At 50.1% G+C, this 15,732-nt stretch carries 11 protein-coding genes; 9 read left to right on the top strand and 2 right to left on the bottom strand.

Annotated features, from left to right (window positions below; translation table 11 throughout):
- From ACAN56_RS05700 to ACAN56_RS05675, 6 genes are all read left to right on the top strand, one after another.
- Entirely contained in the window at positions 1-1,665 is a 1,665-nt protein-coding gene (locus ACAN56_RS05700; protein ID WP_379141069.1) for a response regulator transcription factor, read from the top strand.
- A 107-nt stretch (positions 1,666-1,772) separates the two neighbouring features.
- Complete coding sequence (locus ACAN56_RS05695; RefSeq protein ID WP_379141066.1) at positions 1,773-3,434, top strand: extracellular solute-binding protein; 1,662 nt, start codon at positions 1,773-1,775, stop codon at positions 3,432-3,434.
- A gap of 86 nt (positions 3,435-3,520) precedes the next feature.
- Positions 3,521-4,420 carry an ABC transporter permease gene (locus ACAN56_RS05690; RefSeq protein ID WP_379141064.1) on the top strand — a complete coding sequence of 300 codons (900 nt, stop codon included), beginning with the start codon at positions 3,521-3,523 and terminating at the stop codon, positions 4,418-4,420.
- 12 nt (positions 4,421-4,432) lie between these two features.
- Positions 4,433-5,314 (top strand): carbohydrate ABC transporter permease, encoded by an 882-nt coding sequence (locus ACAN56_RS05685; RefSeq protein ID WP_379141062.1) that lies wholly within the window; start codon positions 4,433-4,435, stop codon positions 5,312-5,314.
- A 27-nt stretch (positions 5,315-5,341) separates the two neighbouring features.
- The gene (locus ACAN56_RS05680) at positions 5,342-6,829 is read left to right on the top strand and encodes a glycoside hydrolase family 43 protein (protein ID WP_379141059.1); all 1,488 of its coding nucleotides are present in this window, start codon (positions 5,342-5,344) and stop codon (positions 6,827-6,829) included.
- A gap of 2 nt (positions 6,830-6,831) precedes the next feature.
- The gene (locus ACAN56_RS05675) at positions 6,832-8,496 is read left to right on the top strand and encodes an MGH1-like glycoside hydrolase domain-containing protein (protein ID WP_379141057.1); all 1,665 of its coding nucleotides are present in this window, start codon (positions 6,832-6,834) and stop codon (positions 8,494-8,496) included.
- A 95-nt stretch (positions 8,497-8,591) separates the two neighbouring features.
- Here the strand turns inward: ACAN56_RS05675 and ACAN56_RS05670 are convergent, their stop codons facing one another.
- Both ACAN56_RS05670 and ACAN56_RS05665 read right to left on the bottom strand, forming a co-directional pair.
- Positions 8,592-10,367 carry a cache domain-containing sensor histidine kinase gene (locus tag ACAN56_RS05670; protein WP_379141055.1) on the bottom strand — a complete coding sequence of 592 codons (1,776 nt, stop codon included), beginning with the start codon at positions 10,365-10,367 and terminating at the stop codon, positions 8,592-8,594.
- Positions 10,368-10,381: 14 nt separating this feature from the next.
- Complete coding sequence (locus tag ACAN56_RS05665; RefSeq protein ID WP_379141053.1) at positions 10,382-11,950, bottom strand: response regulator; 1,569 nt, start codon at positions 11,948-11,950, stop codon at positions 10,382-10,384.
- A 249-nt stretch (positions 11,951-12,199) separates the two neighbouring features.
- Here ACAN56_RS05665 and ACAN56_RS05660 point away from each other — a divergent pair, with 249 nt between their 5' ends.
- From ACAN56_RS05660 to ACAN56_RS05650, 3 genes are read left to right on the top strand one after another with little or no spacing between them, the layout of a single operon-like run.
- Positions 12,200-13,156 (top strand): ABC transporter permease, encoded by a 957-nt coding sequence (locus ACAN56_RS05660; protein WP_340897099.1) that lies wholly within the window; start codon positions 12,200-12,202, stop codon positions 13,154-13,156.
- A 24-nt stretch (positions 13,157-13,180) separates the two neighbouring features.
- Positions 13,181-14,062 (top strand): carbohydrate ABC transporter permease, encoded by an 882-nt coding sequence (locus ACAN56_RS05655; RefSeq protein ID WP_340897100.1) that lies wholly within the window; start codon positions 13,181-13,183, stop codon positions 14,060-14,062.
- Positions 14,063-14,096: 34 nt separating this feature from the next.
- Positions 14,097-15,716 (top strand): extracellular solute-binding protein, encoded by a 1,620-nt coding sequence (locus ACAN56_RS05650; protein WP_379141050.1) that lies wholly within the window; start codon positions 14,097-14,099, stop codon positions 15,714-15,716.
- Positions 15,717-15,732: the final 16 nt, after the last annotated feature.

Raw genomic sequence — 15,732 nt, 5'->3', positions numbered from 1 at the left:
ATGTTCAGACTTTTGGTTGTGGACGATGAGAAGATTATTGCCGACGGATTATATGAGGTTCTGAGAAACCTGCCGAATCTGGAGCTTGACGTGTATAAAGCCTATTCGGGGGAAGAGGCGGTCCGTCTGTTTGACCGGACACGGTTTGATATTGTCCTTAGCGATATCCGGATGCCGGGCATCAGCGGCTTGCAGCTTCTGGACAAGATCAGGGAGAAATGGCCGACCTGCAAAGTTATTTTCCTGACCGGCCATAATGAGTTCTCTTATATTTATTCCGCCATTCAGTATGACGGTGTAAGCTATCTGCTGAAAACGGAGGGCTATGAAAAGGTCATTGAAGTGGTCGGGCAGTCCGTCAAGGAAATTGAGCTGGAACTGAAAAATGAGTCGCTTCTGAAGCAGGCTCAGGAACAGCTGTACACAACCCGTGAAATGATGCAGAACGATTATGTGAAAGGGATATTGAACGAGCAGCTGAATATCCGGGAAATCAATCAGCAGCAGCTGGACGAACTGGGGTTGCCGCTGCGAGCGGATGAGTCCGTGCTAATTCTGCTCGGCAGGGTCAACAGCTTCCAGAACAAATCCATGTATTCTTATAGAACCAGCCAGCTCTACCGGATCAAGCGGATTGCCGGACAATATATTTCCGCGCATGCCGTATATGTGGAGACGGTGAATGAGAAATCCGACCTCATCTGGTTAATACAACCCTTGCCGGGTCATGCTGCGGCAGACGGATGGGACCAGGTTCTGACCTATATCAAGGGGAATCTGGAATTGATTCAGCTGGCCTGCCGTGAGTCCGTGGGCGAGGTGCTATCGTTCGTGCTGGATGACAGTCCGGTGAGCTGGGAACAAGCCGCAGACCGGTTTTCTATTCTGCAGATGCTAATGAACTACCGGATTGGACAGGGCAGCGGGATGCTGCTGCTCGACAAACAGCTGATCCGGCAGGAGATGCGGCAGGCGGAGAAATGGGGCGCCAAGAAGCCGTCATTCCGCCATTCCCGGCTGGAGCAGCTTCGCGACCAGCTGGAGCACGGGCAGCGCGAGGAGTTTGAGAAGACCCTGCAGGAGTGCGCCTTCACTTTCGCCGCTGTCGACAGCATGCATTACACCCCGGCGATGGAGGTGTATTATGCCATCGGCCTGGTTTTTCTGACGTACATGAACCGGTGGGATCTGGTAGACACTGTGGCGGCAAAGGTGGGAATGCATAAGCTCATGCAGCCCGGTGAACACGAGTCCTGGCAGGAAGCCTTCGGATACCTGATTCAGGTTGGCGAGCTGCTGTTCAGTCTTCAGAGCCAGGAGGAAGAAAGAAGAGCAACAGCGGTGATCCAGATTATTCACAAGCATATTCTGGACCACCTGCATGATCCCGATGAAATTTCACTGGTCCGGCTGGCGGAGCTCGTATTCTTTAATCCTTCTTATCTTTCCCGGCTGTTCAAGCAGGTTACCGAGATCAATCTTTCCGAATACATCAGCAGTGCGCGTATGAATAAAGCCAAGCAGCTGCTGGGCAATCCTGACATCAAAATTCAGGAGGTAGCCGAGCTTGTGGGCTATGGAACAGCTACCAACTTCACCCGCTCCTTCCGCAAGAGCATGAACATGACACCGCAGGAATACCGTTCGCTTGTGCTGAGTAGGTAAACAGCGGATTCAAAAGTAAACAGATGAATATTGAATGAAAGCGGTAACACATCTATCATTGAAAGTACCGGGGGCCCAGCAATAGTACATTCATCAGGGAGGTTCAAATGAAGACAAATCAAAAAATCAAAAGCTTGACGCTTCTCAGCGCGGCGGGAATGCTTATGCTTGCCGCATGCAGTAACGGAGGCGGCAACTCGGCGGAAACCGATAAGAGCAGTGCAAACGCTGAGAGCACCACCATTGATATCAACACCAAATATGATCCGCCTGTTGACGTCACCGCCTGGAGATATACGGAATCGACTTACAAATACGAGAATGGCGATACCATAGAAGACAATATCTATACACGTACTTATGCCAGCGATCTGGGCATCAATCTCAAATACGACTGGACAGTGCCGGTCGAACAGTTTGACCAGAAAATGAACGTCTCGATAGCCTCCGGGGATTTGCCGGATATCATGTGGCTGAAGAATAAGCAGCTTACTGATTTAGCGGAGAACGATATGTTGTATGATTTGACCGATCTGTTCGAGAAATACGCTTCACCTTTATCCAAGAAGATCATGCTTCAGGATGAAGCCAGCTTCAATACGGCCAAGATTGGCGGAAGACTGATGGCGTTGCCGCGGACTTCTTCTGCTGTAGACGGTCTGCCGATCCTGTATCTGCGTACTGATTGGCTGGATAAGCTTGGGCTTTCCGAGCCGAAGACAATGCAGGACGCGATGGCGGTCGCCGAAGCCTTCACCCAGAAGGATCCGGACGGCAACGGAAAAGCGGACACCTTTGGGCTTGCGCTCACCAAGACTTTTTTAACCGACTCGCATTTTGGAACTTCGGGATTTTTCTCAGGGTATCATGTCTACCCGGGCAAATGGGTGAAGGACTCGTCCGGCCAGCTGGTATACGGCAGTGTTCAGCCGGGAGTCAAAACGGCGTTGAAGCAGCTTCAGGATTTATACGCGGCGGGAATGCTTGATCAGGAATTCGGTGTCAAGGACCGTGCGAAGGTAACCGAATCGGTGGCCGCCGGTAAGGTAGGGTTATTTTATGGCTCCATGTCTGCGCCGCTGTCGGTCATTCAGAAAAATGTGGACAATGATCCGAACGCTGAATGGAAAGCGCTCCCTATACTCTCATCCGACAATGAGCCGGCAACGCCGATTGGTATCATGCCGATTACCACTTACTATGGAGTCAGCAAGGACAGCAAACATCCGGAAGCGATCTTCAAGCTGCTGAACTTCGGCATGCAGGGCTATGACGAGAATGCGGAATCCAATTCGGAATTTGGCATCAGCGCGAACAATGTTCCGGTGTACCTGTACAATTTGATCGCCGCTGACCCTGCCAAGAAGAATTTGAATGCACATAACAACGCAATAAAAGCAATTGAAGCAGGTGATCCTTCCAGTTTGTCAGCGGAAGAGAAAGGGTATTACGAGCGGATTATGTCCTACCGCAGCGGAGACAGATCCAATTGGGGAACAGAGCGCGTCTTCGGTTCGCCAAGCAGCTTTGATGTCATAGACAAATATGTAAACGATGAAAATTATATCTTCGACGCCTTCTACGGGTCTCCAACCGCCACCATGGTCGAGAAGAATGCCACACTCCAGAAGATGGAGGAGGAGGTATTCACCAAGATCGTGATGGGACAGTCCATTGATACCTTCGACAAATTTGTGGAGGATTGGACCAAGCTCGGTGGAGAGCAGATTACGAAAGAAATCAATGAATGGGCGGAGAAAAATAAATAAAGCCGCTGGCAGTTCATGTCTTCCGGGGGAAAGGCCGCTTTTCCCCCAGAAGGCAGGGATGCGGTAGAAATGGAGGGTTTGAGGAGATGGGTACCCGAAACAAGCTGAAGTCGTTGCCGCTGCATCTGATGCTGCTGCCCGGAGTGATTCTGACTCTTGTGTTCAGTTATATTCCCATCATGGGAATTGTAATCGCTTTTCAGAAATTTGTGCCATCCAAGGGAATCTTCCATTCGAAATGGATCGGGCTTGATAATTTCCGCTATATGCTTGATATGCCGAATTTCACAAGTGTGCTGTGGAATACGATTTTTATTGCCGTTCTAAAAATCATTGCCGGTCTGGTGATTCCGATCATCTTCGCCCTGCTGCTCAATGAGGTTTCCGGAGCGCTGTTCAAACGCACGATTCAAACGACTATTTACTTCCCTTATTTTTTGTCGTGGGTCATTCTGGGTGGAATACTCATTGATATTCTGTCCCCCTCCAGCGGAATCGTCAACCAGTTTCTGGGGATGTTCGGGGTCAAGCCGATCTTCTTCCTGGGCAATGACCAATGGTTTCCCTTTACACTGGTTCTAACCGACACCTGGAAAGGATTCGGCTACGGCACTATCGTTTATCTAGCGGCCCTGACGGGGATTGACCAGAGCTTGTATGAAGCTGCTACCGTGGATGGCGCGAGCCGCTGGAAGCAAATGCTGAATGTCACCCTGCCGGGCATGCTTCCCATAATTACGCTGATGACGGTACTGAGTCTCGGGAATGTGCTCAACGCAGGTTTTGAACAGGTCTTTAATCTCTACAGCCCCATGGTATACAGCACCGGTGATATTATTGATACCTTTGTGTACAGGCTTGGTTTGGTGGAAGCGCAATACGGGGTTGCCACGTCCGTCGGACTGTTCAAATCAGTGATCTCTCTGGTCCTGATTGTCGTCTCCAACAAGCTGGCTAACCGGTATGCCGGATATCGAATCTTTTAAGGGGGAGAGGAATTGCACAAGTTAACTGCCAGCAGAAGAGTATTTCTGATTGTGAATTATATATTACTGAGTGTGACCGCCATTGCCTGCATTCTGCCGCTGATCAACGTGCTGGCGATTTCCTTCAGCTCCAGCAGTGCAGCGGCGGCAGGTTATGTGAAACTGTGGCCCGTAGATTTCACGATCGCTTCCTATAAGTTTGCCTTGACCAAACATGAATTTCTCGACGGATTTCTCGTATCGCTCAAGAGGGTGGGGCTGGGTTATGCCATCAGCATGAGCGTAAGCATTCTGATTGCTTATCCGTTGTCCAAAGAGAAGCAGGTGCTGCGCTCGCGAAATATCTACGCCTGGTTCTTCATTGTTACCATGCTGTTCCACGGCGGGCTGATCCCGACTTATATGACGATAAAAACAGTGGGGCTGCTGGATACACTCTGGGCTTTGGTCCTGCCCTCTGCCGTCTCGGTCTTCAACGTTATTCTGCTGATGAACTTCTTCCGCGAGCTGCCGAAAGAGATTGAGGAAGCGGCCAATATGGACGGTGCAGGCCATTGGCGGACATTATGGAGCATTTACCTTCCCTTATCCAAGCCCTCCGTGGCGACGATTACCTTGTTCATTGTCGTATTTCACTGGAATTCATGGTTTGACGGTCTAATCTATATGAACTCCACCGCGAATTACCCGCTGCAAAGTTATCTGCAGACGATCATTATCAATGTAGATCCGAGCACGGCCACCACAAATGATCTGCTGGATATGTCTGCGATTTCGGATAGAACCTTTAAGGCGGCGCAAGTGTTTCTGGCGGCATTTCCAATCCTCATCGTGTATCCATTTCTGCAGAAGTATTTTATGAAGGGGCTAGTGATGGGCAGTGTCAAAGGATAATCTGCTAGACGACAAGGAGAGAAATTTGTGAATATACACGACCTGGCTGAATGGCCCCGCTGGGGAGATTTGGGCAATGGCTATTATCGCAATCCTGTGCTGAATGCAGATGTTTCCGATCCCGATGTCATTCGCGTGGGCGACGATTTCTATATGGTATGCTCGGACTTTCATTTTATGGGCATGCAGGTGTTTCATTCAAAGGATCTGGTGAACTGGAGTTTGACCGGGAAAGTGTACGAACGGCTGGATATCGACCCGGCCTATGACGAAATGCGCGGGTACGCCAAAGGAAGCTGGGCGCCTGCAATCCGTTATAATGACGGACGTTTCTATGTTTACTTCTGCACACCGGATGAAGGTCTTTACATGAGTTCAGCTTCCCATCCTGCCGGACCCTGGGAGCCGCTTCATGAAGTGGCCCGGGTATCCGGCTGGGAGGATCCTTGCCCCTTCTGGGATGAGGATGGCCAGGCCTACCTTGGACATAGTACCGTAGGGGCAGGGCCCATCGTCCTTCACCGCATGAGTAAGGACGGGAAACGTCTGCTCGATCCAGGGACCATCATTTACGTCGGTAAAATTGCGGAAGGGACAAAGATTTATAAAAGGAACGGATATTATTATTTCATCATTCCCGAGGGAGGGGTAGAGACCGGATGGCAGACCGTCCTGCGTTCCGGCAGCCTGTATGGACCGTACGAACGAAAGGTGGTTCTGCAGCAGGGGGCTACTGCGGTTAACGGTCCGCACCAGGGTGCGATTGTGGAACTCAGAAACGGTGAAACCTGGTTTCTGCACTTCAATAGCACTGGTGCTTTGGGGAGAGTCTGCCATCTCCAGCCAGTGCGCTGGGAGGACGATTGGCCGGTTATTGGCATGAACGGAGAACCCGTTGACATCTATGCCAAACCGGGTGTCGCCGGAAGCCATTTGCCCGCGCTACCTGCGACATCGGATGATTTTCTCGGGCCGGAGCTGGGCCTTCAGTGGCAATGGAATCACAATCCTGTCCATGGAAATTGGTCACTGACTAAGAACGGTTTGCGGCTGCAGGCGCTCAAGGCACGGGATCTGCTGCATGCCAGAAACACGCTGACCCAAAAAATCATCGGCCAACGAGGGGCAGCAAGCACCGAATTGTTCATCGGCGGCATGAAGACCGGCCAGCGCGCCGGGTTTGCTTTTCTGTGTGCCCGGGAGGAGAACTGGATCGGGGCAGTCTCGGAGCCGGAAGGAATTTATCTGCGTGCAGTCACGGGCGGAACCGTGTTTCACGGTCCAAAGCTGGCAGGAGAGACGGTGAGACTGGGAAGCCTCATTGATCTGGATAGAGAGACACGGTTTATCTTCAGCTTAGGTGAGGAATGGATTCCATTCGGTGGTCCTTGCCTTATGCTCCCGGGGTTCTGGAAGGGGGCGCGTATGGGCTTGTTCAGCTATACGAGTGAAGTAACAGGCGGGAACGCAGATTTCAAGTGGTTCCAATATGACGTTCACAGAGGCGGTGCATAGCGATGAAGGAATTGCTTGACCGGCTAAGAAGCATCGACACGGCATCCGAGATCGGTGAGCTTAAGAAACCTTCCGATGAACAGGTGTTGAAGGAATGGCTGAACTCCGGTGTGAAATTCGCCTCTGCTTCCGGGGGCCTGGAGAAGGTCTATTACAGCGCGGTTAAGAAACTGCTGGACTGCATTGTTTCTGTCGGCGAAGGCGCACCCGTGCTTCATGAAGGAGGTGCTTATCGAGGCACCTGGCTGGAGAGTACAGGGACGATCAACGCAGAGCTTTTGTCCCGATTTATGCCGAATGTCGCGCAGGCTACGTTTCGCCTATTCGCCGAGTACCGGAGGGAGGACGGCCTGCTCCCTTACAAGATTACGGACAACGGTCCGGCCTACAGGCAAATTCAGATGGTGACGCCGCTCGCGAGAAGCGTATGGAATCATTACTCCCTGAACGGACAAGATGAAGAATTCCTGCGGGAGATGTACCAGGCAATGGCCGGATTTGACGAGTGGCTGGAACAGTACAGGAATACACGCGGCTCAGGCTGTGTGGAGGCGTTCTGTACTTTTGACACCGGCCACGATCTGTCCCCGCGGTTCTGGCATATTCCGGATACCCCGCACATGGATGATCCGCGCCGCTTCAGCCCTGAATCGCCAGTACTGCCGCTGCTTGCGCCAGACCTCACGGCCAATTGCTACTGCCAGCGCAAGTATATGGCCCGTATGGCCAGTATCCTGGGAGAAGAAGGCTCTGTCTGGGAGCGCAAAGCGGCAAAAAGCCTCGATAGTCTGTTTCAATATTGCTATGACGAAAGCGATGAATTCTTTTATGACCTGGACCGCAATGACCACTTTGTGCGGGTTCAATCCGATGTATTGCTGCGTGTATTGGCTTGTGAAGTAGGTGAGCGTGCCTTGTTCGACTCGGCATTGAAGCGGTATTTGCTGAATACCGCAAAGTTTTTTGCCAAATATCCTTTAACGTCCATCGCGATGGATGATCCGCGGTTTGACCCCTCATCGGCGTATAACAGCTGGGCGGGCACAACCAATTTCTTGACCCTGATCCGCACTCCGCATGCCTTTGAAGCCCATGGCCGGTATGTGGAGCTGACTTGGATCATCACCCCTATTCTGAATGCAGTGGCAAGGATGAAGAATTTCTCCCAGACTATAAGCCCGTGGACCGGAACCGAAGGTTATACTGATACCTACTCCCCGGCGATTCTCTGTGTGCTGGATTTCGTGGAGCGGACCTGCGGCATCCTGCCGGCACCGGAAGGCGAGCTGTGGTTTACCGGACTTGTGCCTTATGCCATGGATCATGGGGAAGAGCTGGCGAGCGCGACTGCTTATGCCCGCATCATCGACGGGGTGTCGTATGAGCTGGTGAATACCCGGGAAGGAGCCATGCTGTACAAGGAGGGCAATGCACATCTCGCATTCCCTTATGGAACAAGAGCCGTGACGGACCGCGGAGGAAATCTGAAGGTACTGGTGGGCATGATGGCTCAGCCTGCACAAGGCCTGGTTCAGTGGGGAGGCAACACCTACAGCGTTGCCGTCAAAGGAAATCAACAGCTGTTCTATACGGCGGAGGGCTTTGAAGCTGGGCCTGACATCGGTGTGATCGCCCCTGGTTATGATTCCGGACAATCGGGCCGTTAACAGAGTAAGTTATATCCTGAAGGGAACAGCAAAAGGGCAGCTCTGCCCAATGCTGTTCCCTATTTGGTTACACGCGCGCTGCGGAAATTATTGCATTAATTCTGCGATATTCCCGAGGCTGGGATGCGGATAATGACCTGTGTTCCAATCCCGAGAGCACTAAAAATAGTAACGCCATAAGGGTCTCCGAACAGCAGCTTCAGTCGGCGGTTGACGTTGGCAATACCGTACCCGGATAAGGATTCGCTGCTGCCATCGGAAATGTCCTCCAGTATGGTTGCGGCTTTGCCCGGAGGCATGCCCATCCCATCATCGATAACCTCCAGCACAATATCCCCCCCAAGGCTATACCCTCGGAGGATAATATTCAGTCTGGCCTCCACATCCCAAATGGCATGATTAATGCAGTTCTCTATGAACGGCTGCAAGGTTAGCTTCACGATTTGCTTCGGCAATATTCGATCTTCAATCTGGTAATACACATGAAGCAGCCCGCTGAAGCGGATTTGCTGGATCGCCAGATAGTGGCGGGTCAGATTGAGCTCTTCGCTGACAGAGATGATATGCTTGCCTTTGTTCAGCGAGATCCGGTAGAATTTGGCCAGTTCGCCGACCATTTTATGGATACGCGAATCATCATATTTTATCGAAAGCGAAGAGATGGAGGCAAGTGTATTGTAGAGGAAATGCGGATTGATTTGCGCCTGCAGTACTTTCATCTCTATCTCCTGCCGGGCAATTTCCTTTTTGTATACTTCATTAATCAGGCTGTTGATCCGCGAGGACATAATATTGAAGGCCTGGCTAAGCTGTCCGATCTCATCGTTTCCCATCACTTGCATCGTTGAAGTGAATTCGTTGCGCTCCGCCCTGCGGATAATTCTTAACAGATAGATTACTCTTCGCGTGAACAGTCCGGCAGTGGTATAGATCAGCAAAATAGCGAGAGCAATGCAGATAAGCGCTATAGGCATCAGAGAAGAGGCAGCAGATTTGGCGAGACTGGAAAAATTCCTATAAGGAACAATAGTTACAGTCTTCCACCCATTGTTCAACGTGTTATAAACCACAAGCACCGGCTCGCCTCTGTACGTGCTGTCAAATTTGCCGGAAGATTCCTGGGGAAACGATTCCGGAAGCTGCGTCTGAAAAGGCCTTCCCAGGAGGGATTTATCCTTGCTGGAGATGATATTGCCTTCACTGTCAACGATATAGATGCTCTTAGTGGCATCTTCCTTTTCAACCAGGGAATAAATATCTGATTCTTGAATGTCCATGACAAGGATACCATAGGGGAAGTTTAGGCTGTAGTTGTTGAGCAGCCGGGCCAGGACCAGCCGAGGCGCTTGCTGTTCACCCGACGGAAAAGTCAGAAATAAGGCATTACCGTAAGTGTTGCCGAGTGATTCGAGGACCTCATCCCCCTTTGAATTTTCATCCAGCGGTTTAATCAGAACATTATCCTTGGGAAGAGACCGGTTGGCCGTATAAATCGTTATGGCGGAAATTTCCGGATTGCTGGTTCTTACTGAGCCTATGAGATTGTCGAAATAGTTATAAGTCTCCAGGTACTGGCTGCTGTCAATGTAGGTCCGGGTCAAATAATTGCGCAGGGTGCCGTCCAGAAACAGGGAATTCGATATTTTTAAATAGTTGTCCAGTTTGTTCTGCAGATTGGCATTGACTTGTGCCGTGGTTGAGATCATCGCCGCGTAGGACTGGTCCCGCAGCTCATTGCGGATCGAGAGGTATGAGAAATATATCAGCAGGGACAATGGCAGAATGGAAGCCACGAAAAAAACGGCAAAAAGTTTGCGCCGCAGATTCATATTCATGAGGATCAGACTCAGGTGTTTCCAGATGCTGCGCATGCTTTTTCACGACCTTACAGAATGAATTTTTTGCGGTATTCATTGGGTGAGCAGCCTTTATGCTTCAAGAACACGGAGCAGAAATAGGACACACTCTCATATCCTGCTGCTCGGGAAATTTGATGAATTTTAAGTGCCTTGTCCCCCAGCAGCCGGGTGGCATGCTCTATTCTGGTGCGTGTGATGGCTTCGAGAATCGTTTCACCAGTAGCTTCTTTATATAAAGTTCTTACATAGTTGGGGGATAGAAATACTTCTCTGGCAATTTCCTCTACAGTGAGTGGGGTGGAGAACCTGTCCTGAATGAGCTCATCAATCCTGGTCAGAAGCTTTTGTGCCGGGCTGCCGGCTCTGGTTCTGAGCATGGAGATCATTTCTGCGCAAATATCGAGAAGATACTGCTGCATATCGCCAATCGTCAGAAGCTGGGATAATCTTTCCCAGTGGTTGCTGAACAGCTGCAGCTCTCCGGCACTGGCGAGCAGCGAAGCAAATTCATGTTCTACCCCTGTCAATAGTCCAAGCAGCTGGGTAATGACGCTGTTTTTTCCTACCCCAGTGCTTCTGAGGATATCCGCGTATTCAGCAATGATCCCGCCAGCCTTCCGCTCATCCGTATCCGCAAGGGCTCTGCACAGTTCTGACGCATATGCCTCAGGCTTCAGATCTGTATGTACCGGCTCCATTCGATCCCCGCCATCTATTACTTTTCCCGTACCGAGAAAAAATTTCCACTCATTGCGCTGCTGCGCCATCCAGAATAAATGAGGCAGCTCCTGCACAGATACTCCTGCATCCGATAAGCCTATCGTCACGGAGGCGGAGGGGTAAGGCTCTGGGATACTGCTCAGCAAGTTCCTCCAGAATGATTTGTGCGCCAGTTCGGGAATTGGAGTATGGGACATCACAATAAGACCCAAGCTGTATTCCCCTGTTTCCACACTGGTTACATGATCTGCCGTGAGCTCTATCCTTTTCTGCAGCCCGGCAACCAGCAGAGAGGCTGAAGCAAGCTCGGGCGGCTGCTGTCCGTATTCACCATCAACAGTAACATAAGCTGCGATATAACATGCTTGTTCTGGAAGGGGGAGTGGCAGTCGGAACAGCTGCGCTTCCCATTGCCGGCTGAGGTTCTCATCCTTCTCTGTCAGCCATTTAAGGAGAAGGCGGTCCTTCGCAGCCGCAAGATTCTGGTGTGTGATGGTATCCTCCTCGCACTTTTGTTTCACCGTTATGATCAGCTCCCGCAGCTCATCCATATCAATAGGCTTTAGCAGATACCCGACAGCCTCCACGGTTAGCGCTGCTTTAATATATTGAAATTCATTATGGCCGCTCAGAAAAATAATTTTGATGTTTTTGTTCATTAGCCTAATCTGCCGGGCAAACTCCAATCCGTCCATCAGGGGCATTCGGACATCGGTCAGCACAATATCAGGAGACAGTGAGTCCAGCTTCCGGAGCGCTTCCTGCCCGTTCCGCGCAGAGCCGACAAGCGTGATGCCCATTTCATGCCAGGGCACATATTGCTCCAGCAGCTCCATTTCAATAAGTTCGTCTTCAACCAGCATCAAAGTGTGCATGATCATTCCTCCTTACTATTTGTATTGTAGGCGCTCTTAGGGCGGCGAACAACGAGCTTGATGTAAAAATCTGCGGATTGTAGTATGTATCGTTGGATTTTAATATTTCAGCAGAATAATGTGATGATTTGCAGTATCAATCGTTCAAACCTGTTATGGCTTGCCATATGAGAGCGCTCTTATAATATGGATACAGTCGCTAACACGGCAGTTACCTAAGCAAAACTAGCAAGAAAGGATGGGTTCACCATGGGAATGGAGCTGGCTTCATCACCTGCAAGGAGCAAACCGAAAGTTAAGAAGGATATTTGGCGTCGTCTGAAGTCGGCAAAATATTTGTATCTGATGCTGATACCGGCATTGATCTGGGTAATTGCGTTCTGCTATGCTCCTATGTTCGGGCTGTATATGGCGTTTATCAATTATCAGCCGGGGGGAGCATTCTGGCCGCAATTTTTCACCAGTGATTTTATTGGCCTGGACTGGTTCAGGTACTTCTTCAGCAGCGGTGATTTCGCCAATCTGATGCGCAATACGCTATCCTCCAGCTTGATTACGATTGTGCTCAGCTTTCCGGCACCGATCATTATTGCGCTTGCGCTGAATGAGGTGAAGAACAAGTTTATCAAAAAAACAGTGCAGTCTGCAGCCTATCTTCCTTATTTTGTATCCTGGGTTATAGCGGCCAATATCTTTGTTACGCTGCTGGCATCGGACGGCCTAGTTAACGGGATACTGAAAAATATCGGCTTGATCGACCAAAGCATATTGTTTTTCCAGGAAAAGAATTATTTCTGGGGAATTATTGCAAGCGCAAACACATGGAAGACAATGGGGTATAACTCCATCATCTATCTGGCGGCGATATCGTCCATCAATCCTGAGCAGTACGAGGCTTCCACTATGGATGGAGCGAATAAATGGAAGCAGTTACGGTTCATCACACTGCCCAGCCTGAAACCAACGGCGGTCATTCTGCTTATTTTGGCCGTAGCCAACATTATGAATACCGGATTTGACCAATATTATCTGATGCAGAATGAAGCTATTATGGCAACAGCCGATGTAATTGATACCTACACCTACCGGTACGGTCTGAGCCAGGGAATGTTCTCGTATGCGGCAGCAGTTGGCTTGTTCAAATCAGTGGTTTCGATCGTTTTGCTGACTTCCATTAACAAGATATTTAAAAATGCGCTGTTTTAGAGATGAAGACAAGGAGTGAGACATTTGAGAAGAACAGCGGGTTGGGATGATCGGGCGTTCAAGGCTATTGTATATTTGATTTTAGCGGCGGTATTCTGCGTGACCTTTCTGCCTTTTCTGAATATTCTGGCCATTTCGTTAAATGATGCTACAGATTCCGTTCGGGGAGGCATTTCCTTCTGGCCCAGACAATTCAGTCTGCAGAGCTATTCGACGGTGATGGGCGATCCCCAAATCTGGGGAGCCCTCCGTATTACAGTGGCCAGAACGGTAGTCGGTGTGCCGCTTTCTTTGTTCACGATTACGATGCTAGCCTATGTGCTGTCCCGCAAAGACATCCTCGGCGGCAAAGTGCTCACCTTTATCTTTTTGTTTACGATGTATTTCTCCGGCGGGTTGATTCCGTACTATATGGTGCTCAAATCGCTGGGCCTGCTCGATACCTTCTGGGTGTTTATCCTGCCCAACCTTGTCAATGTATTCTATATGATTATTGTCCGCACGTTTATCGATGGACTGCCGAAGGAGCTTGAGGAATCCGCCAAAATCGATGGGGCGAACGATCTGCAGATTTTCTACAAGATATATCTGCCGCTGTGTCTGCCTGTGCTTGCGACGGTAGGGATGTTCCTCGCAATTGATCAATGGAATGCCTGGTTTGATTCCTATGCCTTTACCAGCAGCATTGAACTGAAGACCCTGCAGGCTAAGCTGGTGCAGATTCTGAATCAGGCGGATACCAGTCAAATGACCAGCGGGGCGAACGCCTCAATCCGGCAGACGATTTCACCGCAGAGCATCCGTATGGCGATTACCATAATCGCAACGCTGCCGATCCTGCTGATTTATCCCCTGGTTCAACGGTTTTTTGCGCAGGGGATGACGCTCGGTTCCGTCAAAATGTAAGGGTATATACTTAAAAATAATGGGGGAATTCGCAATGGCAACAATGAAGAAGCTGGTAACACTCGGAACGGTATTGGGCCTGACCGGTACACTGCTTGCAGGCTGCGGGGGGAACAGCGCTCAAGAAAATAGCGCCTCTGCTGGTGAGACCAGCACTGGCCCGATCACACTGAAGTTTTTTGACAAGAACTTTGATCAGGCCTTCACTACACCTGTCGCCCAGGAAATTACCAAGAAAACAGATGTAACGATTGAGATGATGCCTACAACCGGGAATGCCGAGGAAAAATTAAATTTGATGCTGGCAAGCAATGATTTTCCCGATATCGTGCTGATTGGGCGGACGGATGACCTCATCAACAAATATATTGCCGCCGGAGCGCTTATTCCGCTGGACGATCTCATCGAGAAGTATGGGCCCAATATTAAAAAAATGTATGGGGACACGATCAGTAAATCCAGAAGCGCCGATGGCAAAACGTACTACCTGAACAACTGGTATTCTCTGGAGAAGGAGCCGGTTCAGGGCATTCAGATGCGCAAGGATATCCTAATTGAGCTGGGTGAAGAGCAGCGGGCGAATGATCCGTCAACCCCTTTCACTTCGGAAGAATACTATACGCTGCTAAAGAAGTTTAAGGAGAAATATCCTGTGATCGACGGGAAGGCATCCTTTGGAGCCACCTGGAACTACAGCGACTACTCGACACTGCTCAGCACGTACAAGGGAATGTTCGGAATGAAGACCTATTATGACGACAATGGGACTTTGAAGCAGGATGTACGCGATCCGCAATTCAAGGAAATGCTGACTTATATGAACAAGCTTTACCGCGAAGGTTTGGTAGACCCTGAGTTTGTCGTCAACAAGGAAGAGACCTGGAAGCAGAAGATCGCGAACGGCAATGTATTCTCTACAGAGGGTTCCTACTGGACGCTGGATACGCCAAATTCCATTCTCCGCAAAAAAAGCGACGGAACAGAGGATTCCACCCGGCAACTGTTCGCCTATAAAGTGACTGGGCCTGGAGTGGCCCCGGATCAGACGACCTACGGCGGAAGAAGCTCCCTGGGCTGGGATGCCATCGGTATCACCAAAAGCAATCCCGATCCGGTACGCACGATCAAATTCTTTGATTACCTGGCCAGTGAAGAAGGGCAGTATCTGCTGATGTGGGGCGTGGAAGGCAAGGATTGGGAGATGAAGGACGGCAAGCACACTCCGATCGGAAATATTGTGAAGCAGTTCCAAAGCGAATGGGATAAAACCGTGCAGTCCACAGGTATCAGAAGATACACCTGGTTCATCAACAACGGGGCAGGCAGTGACGGTACACCGTTTGACATGGCATCCAAATATAGTCGCGATGATCGTAATGTCCATGCCTCCAAAGCACTGGCGGACAGTGTATGGGATGTTTCCGAGTATGAGAACCTTGGTCCGGATGCAGGAACACCCGAAGCGCTGATCGCACAGAAATACGAGGACATCAAGAAAAATTCCATTGCCAAAATTATTATGGCTAAAACAGAAAATGAAGCCGTCGCTTTATATGATTCCATGATTAAAGAAATGGATTCCATCGGAATGTCAAAGCTTGAAACGATTGTAAACACCAAATACAAGACGCGCATGGAGCTGTGGAATCAGTAATCCACAGGAGGAATGG

The organism is Paenibacillus paludis, assembly GCF_042610515.1.
GTDB lineage: Bacteria > Bacillota > Bacilli > Paenibacillales > Paenibacillaceae > Paenibacillus_AQ.
Note: the sequence above shows the minus strand (reverse complement) of the source record. Positions and strands in the feature narration are given on the sequence as shown.

What these genes read in the sequence shown, in the direction of transcription:
- ACAN56_RS05700 (WP_379141069.1), top strand. Translation starts at nt 1, where the DNA reads ATGTTCAGACTTTTGGTTGTGGACGATGAGAAGATTATTGCCGACGGA.
- ACAN56_RS05695 (WP_379141066.1), top strand. Translation starts at nt 1,773, where the DNA reads ATGAAGACAAATCAAAAAATCAAAAGCTTGACGCTTCTCAGCGCGGCG.
- ACAN56_RS05670 (WP_379141055.1), bottom strand. Translation starts at nt 10,367, where the DNA reads ATGCGCAGCATCTGGAAACACCTGAGTCTGATCCTCATGAATATGAAT.
- ACAN56_RS05660 (WP_340897099.1), top strand. Translation starts at nt 12,200, where the DNA reads ATGGGAATGGAGCTGGCTTCATCACCTGCAAGGAGCAAACCGAAAGTT.
- ACAN56_RS05690 (WP_379141064.1), top strand. Translation starts at nt 3,521, where the DNA reads ATGGGTACCCGAAACAAGCTGAAGTCGTTGCCGCTGCATCTGATGCTG.
- ACAN56_RS05650 (WP_379141050.1), top strand. Translation starts at nt 14,097, where the DNA reads ATGGCAACAATGAAGAAGCTGGTAACACTCGGAACGGTATTGGGCCTG.
- ACAN56_RS05675 (WP_379141057.1), top strand. Translation starts at nt 6,832, where the DNA reads ATGAAGGAATTGCTTGACCGGCTAAGAAGCATCGACACGGCATCCGAG.
- ACAN56_RS05665 (WP_379141053.1), bottom strand. Translation starts at nt 11,950, where the DNA reads ATGCACACTTTGATGCTGGTTGAAGACGAACTTATTGAAATGGAGCTG.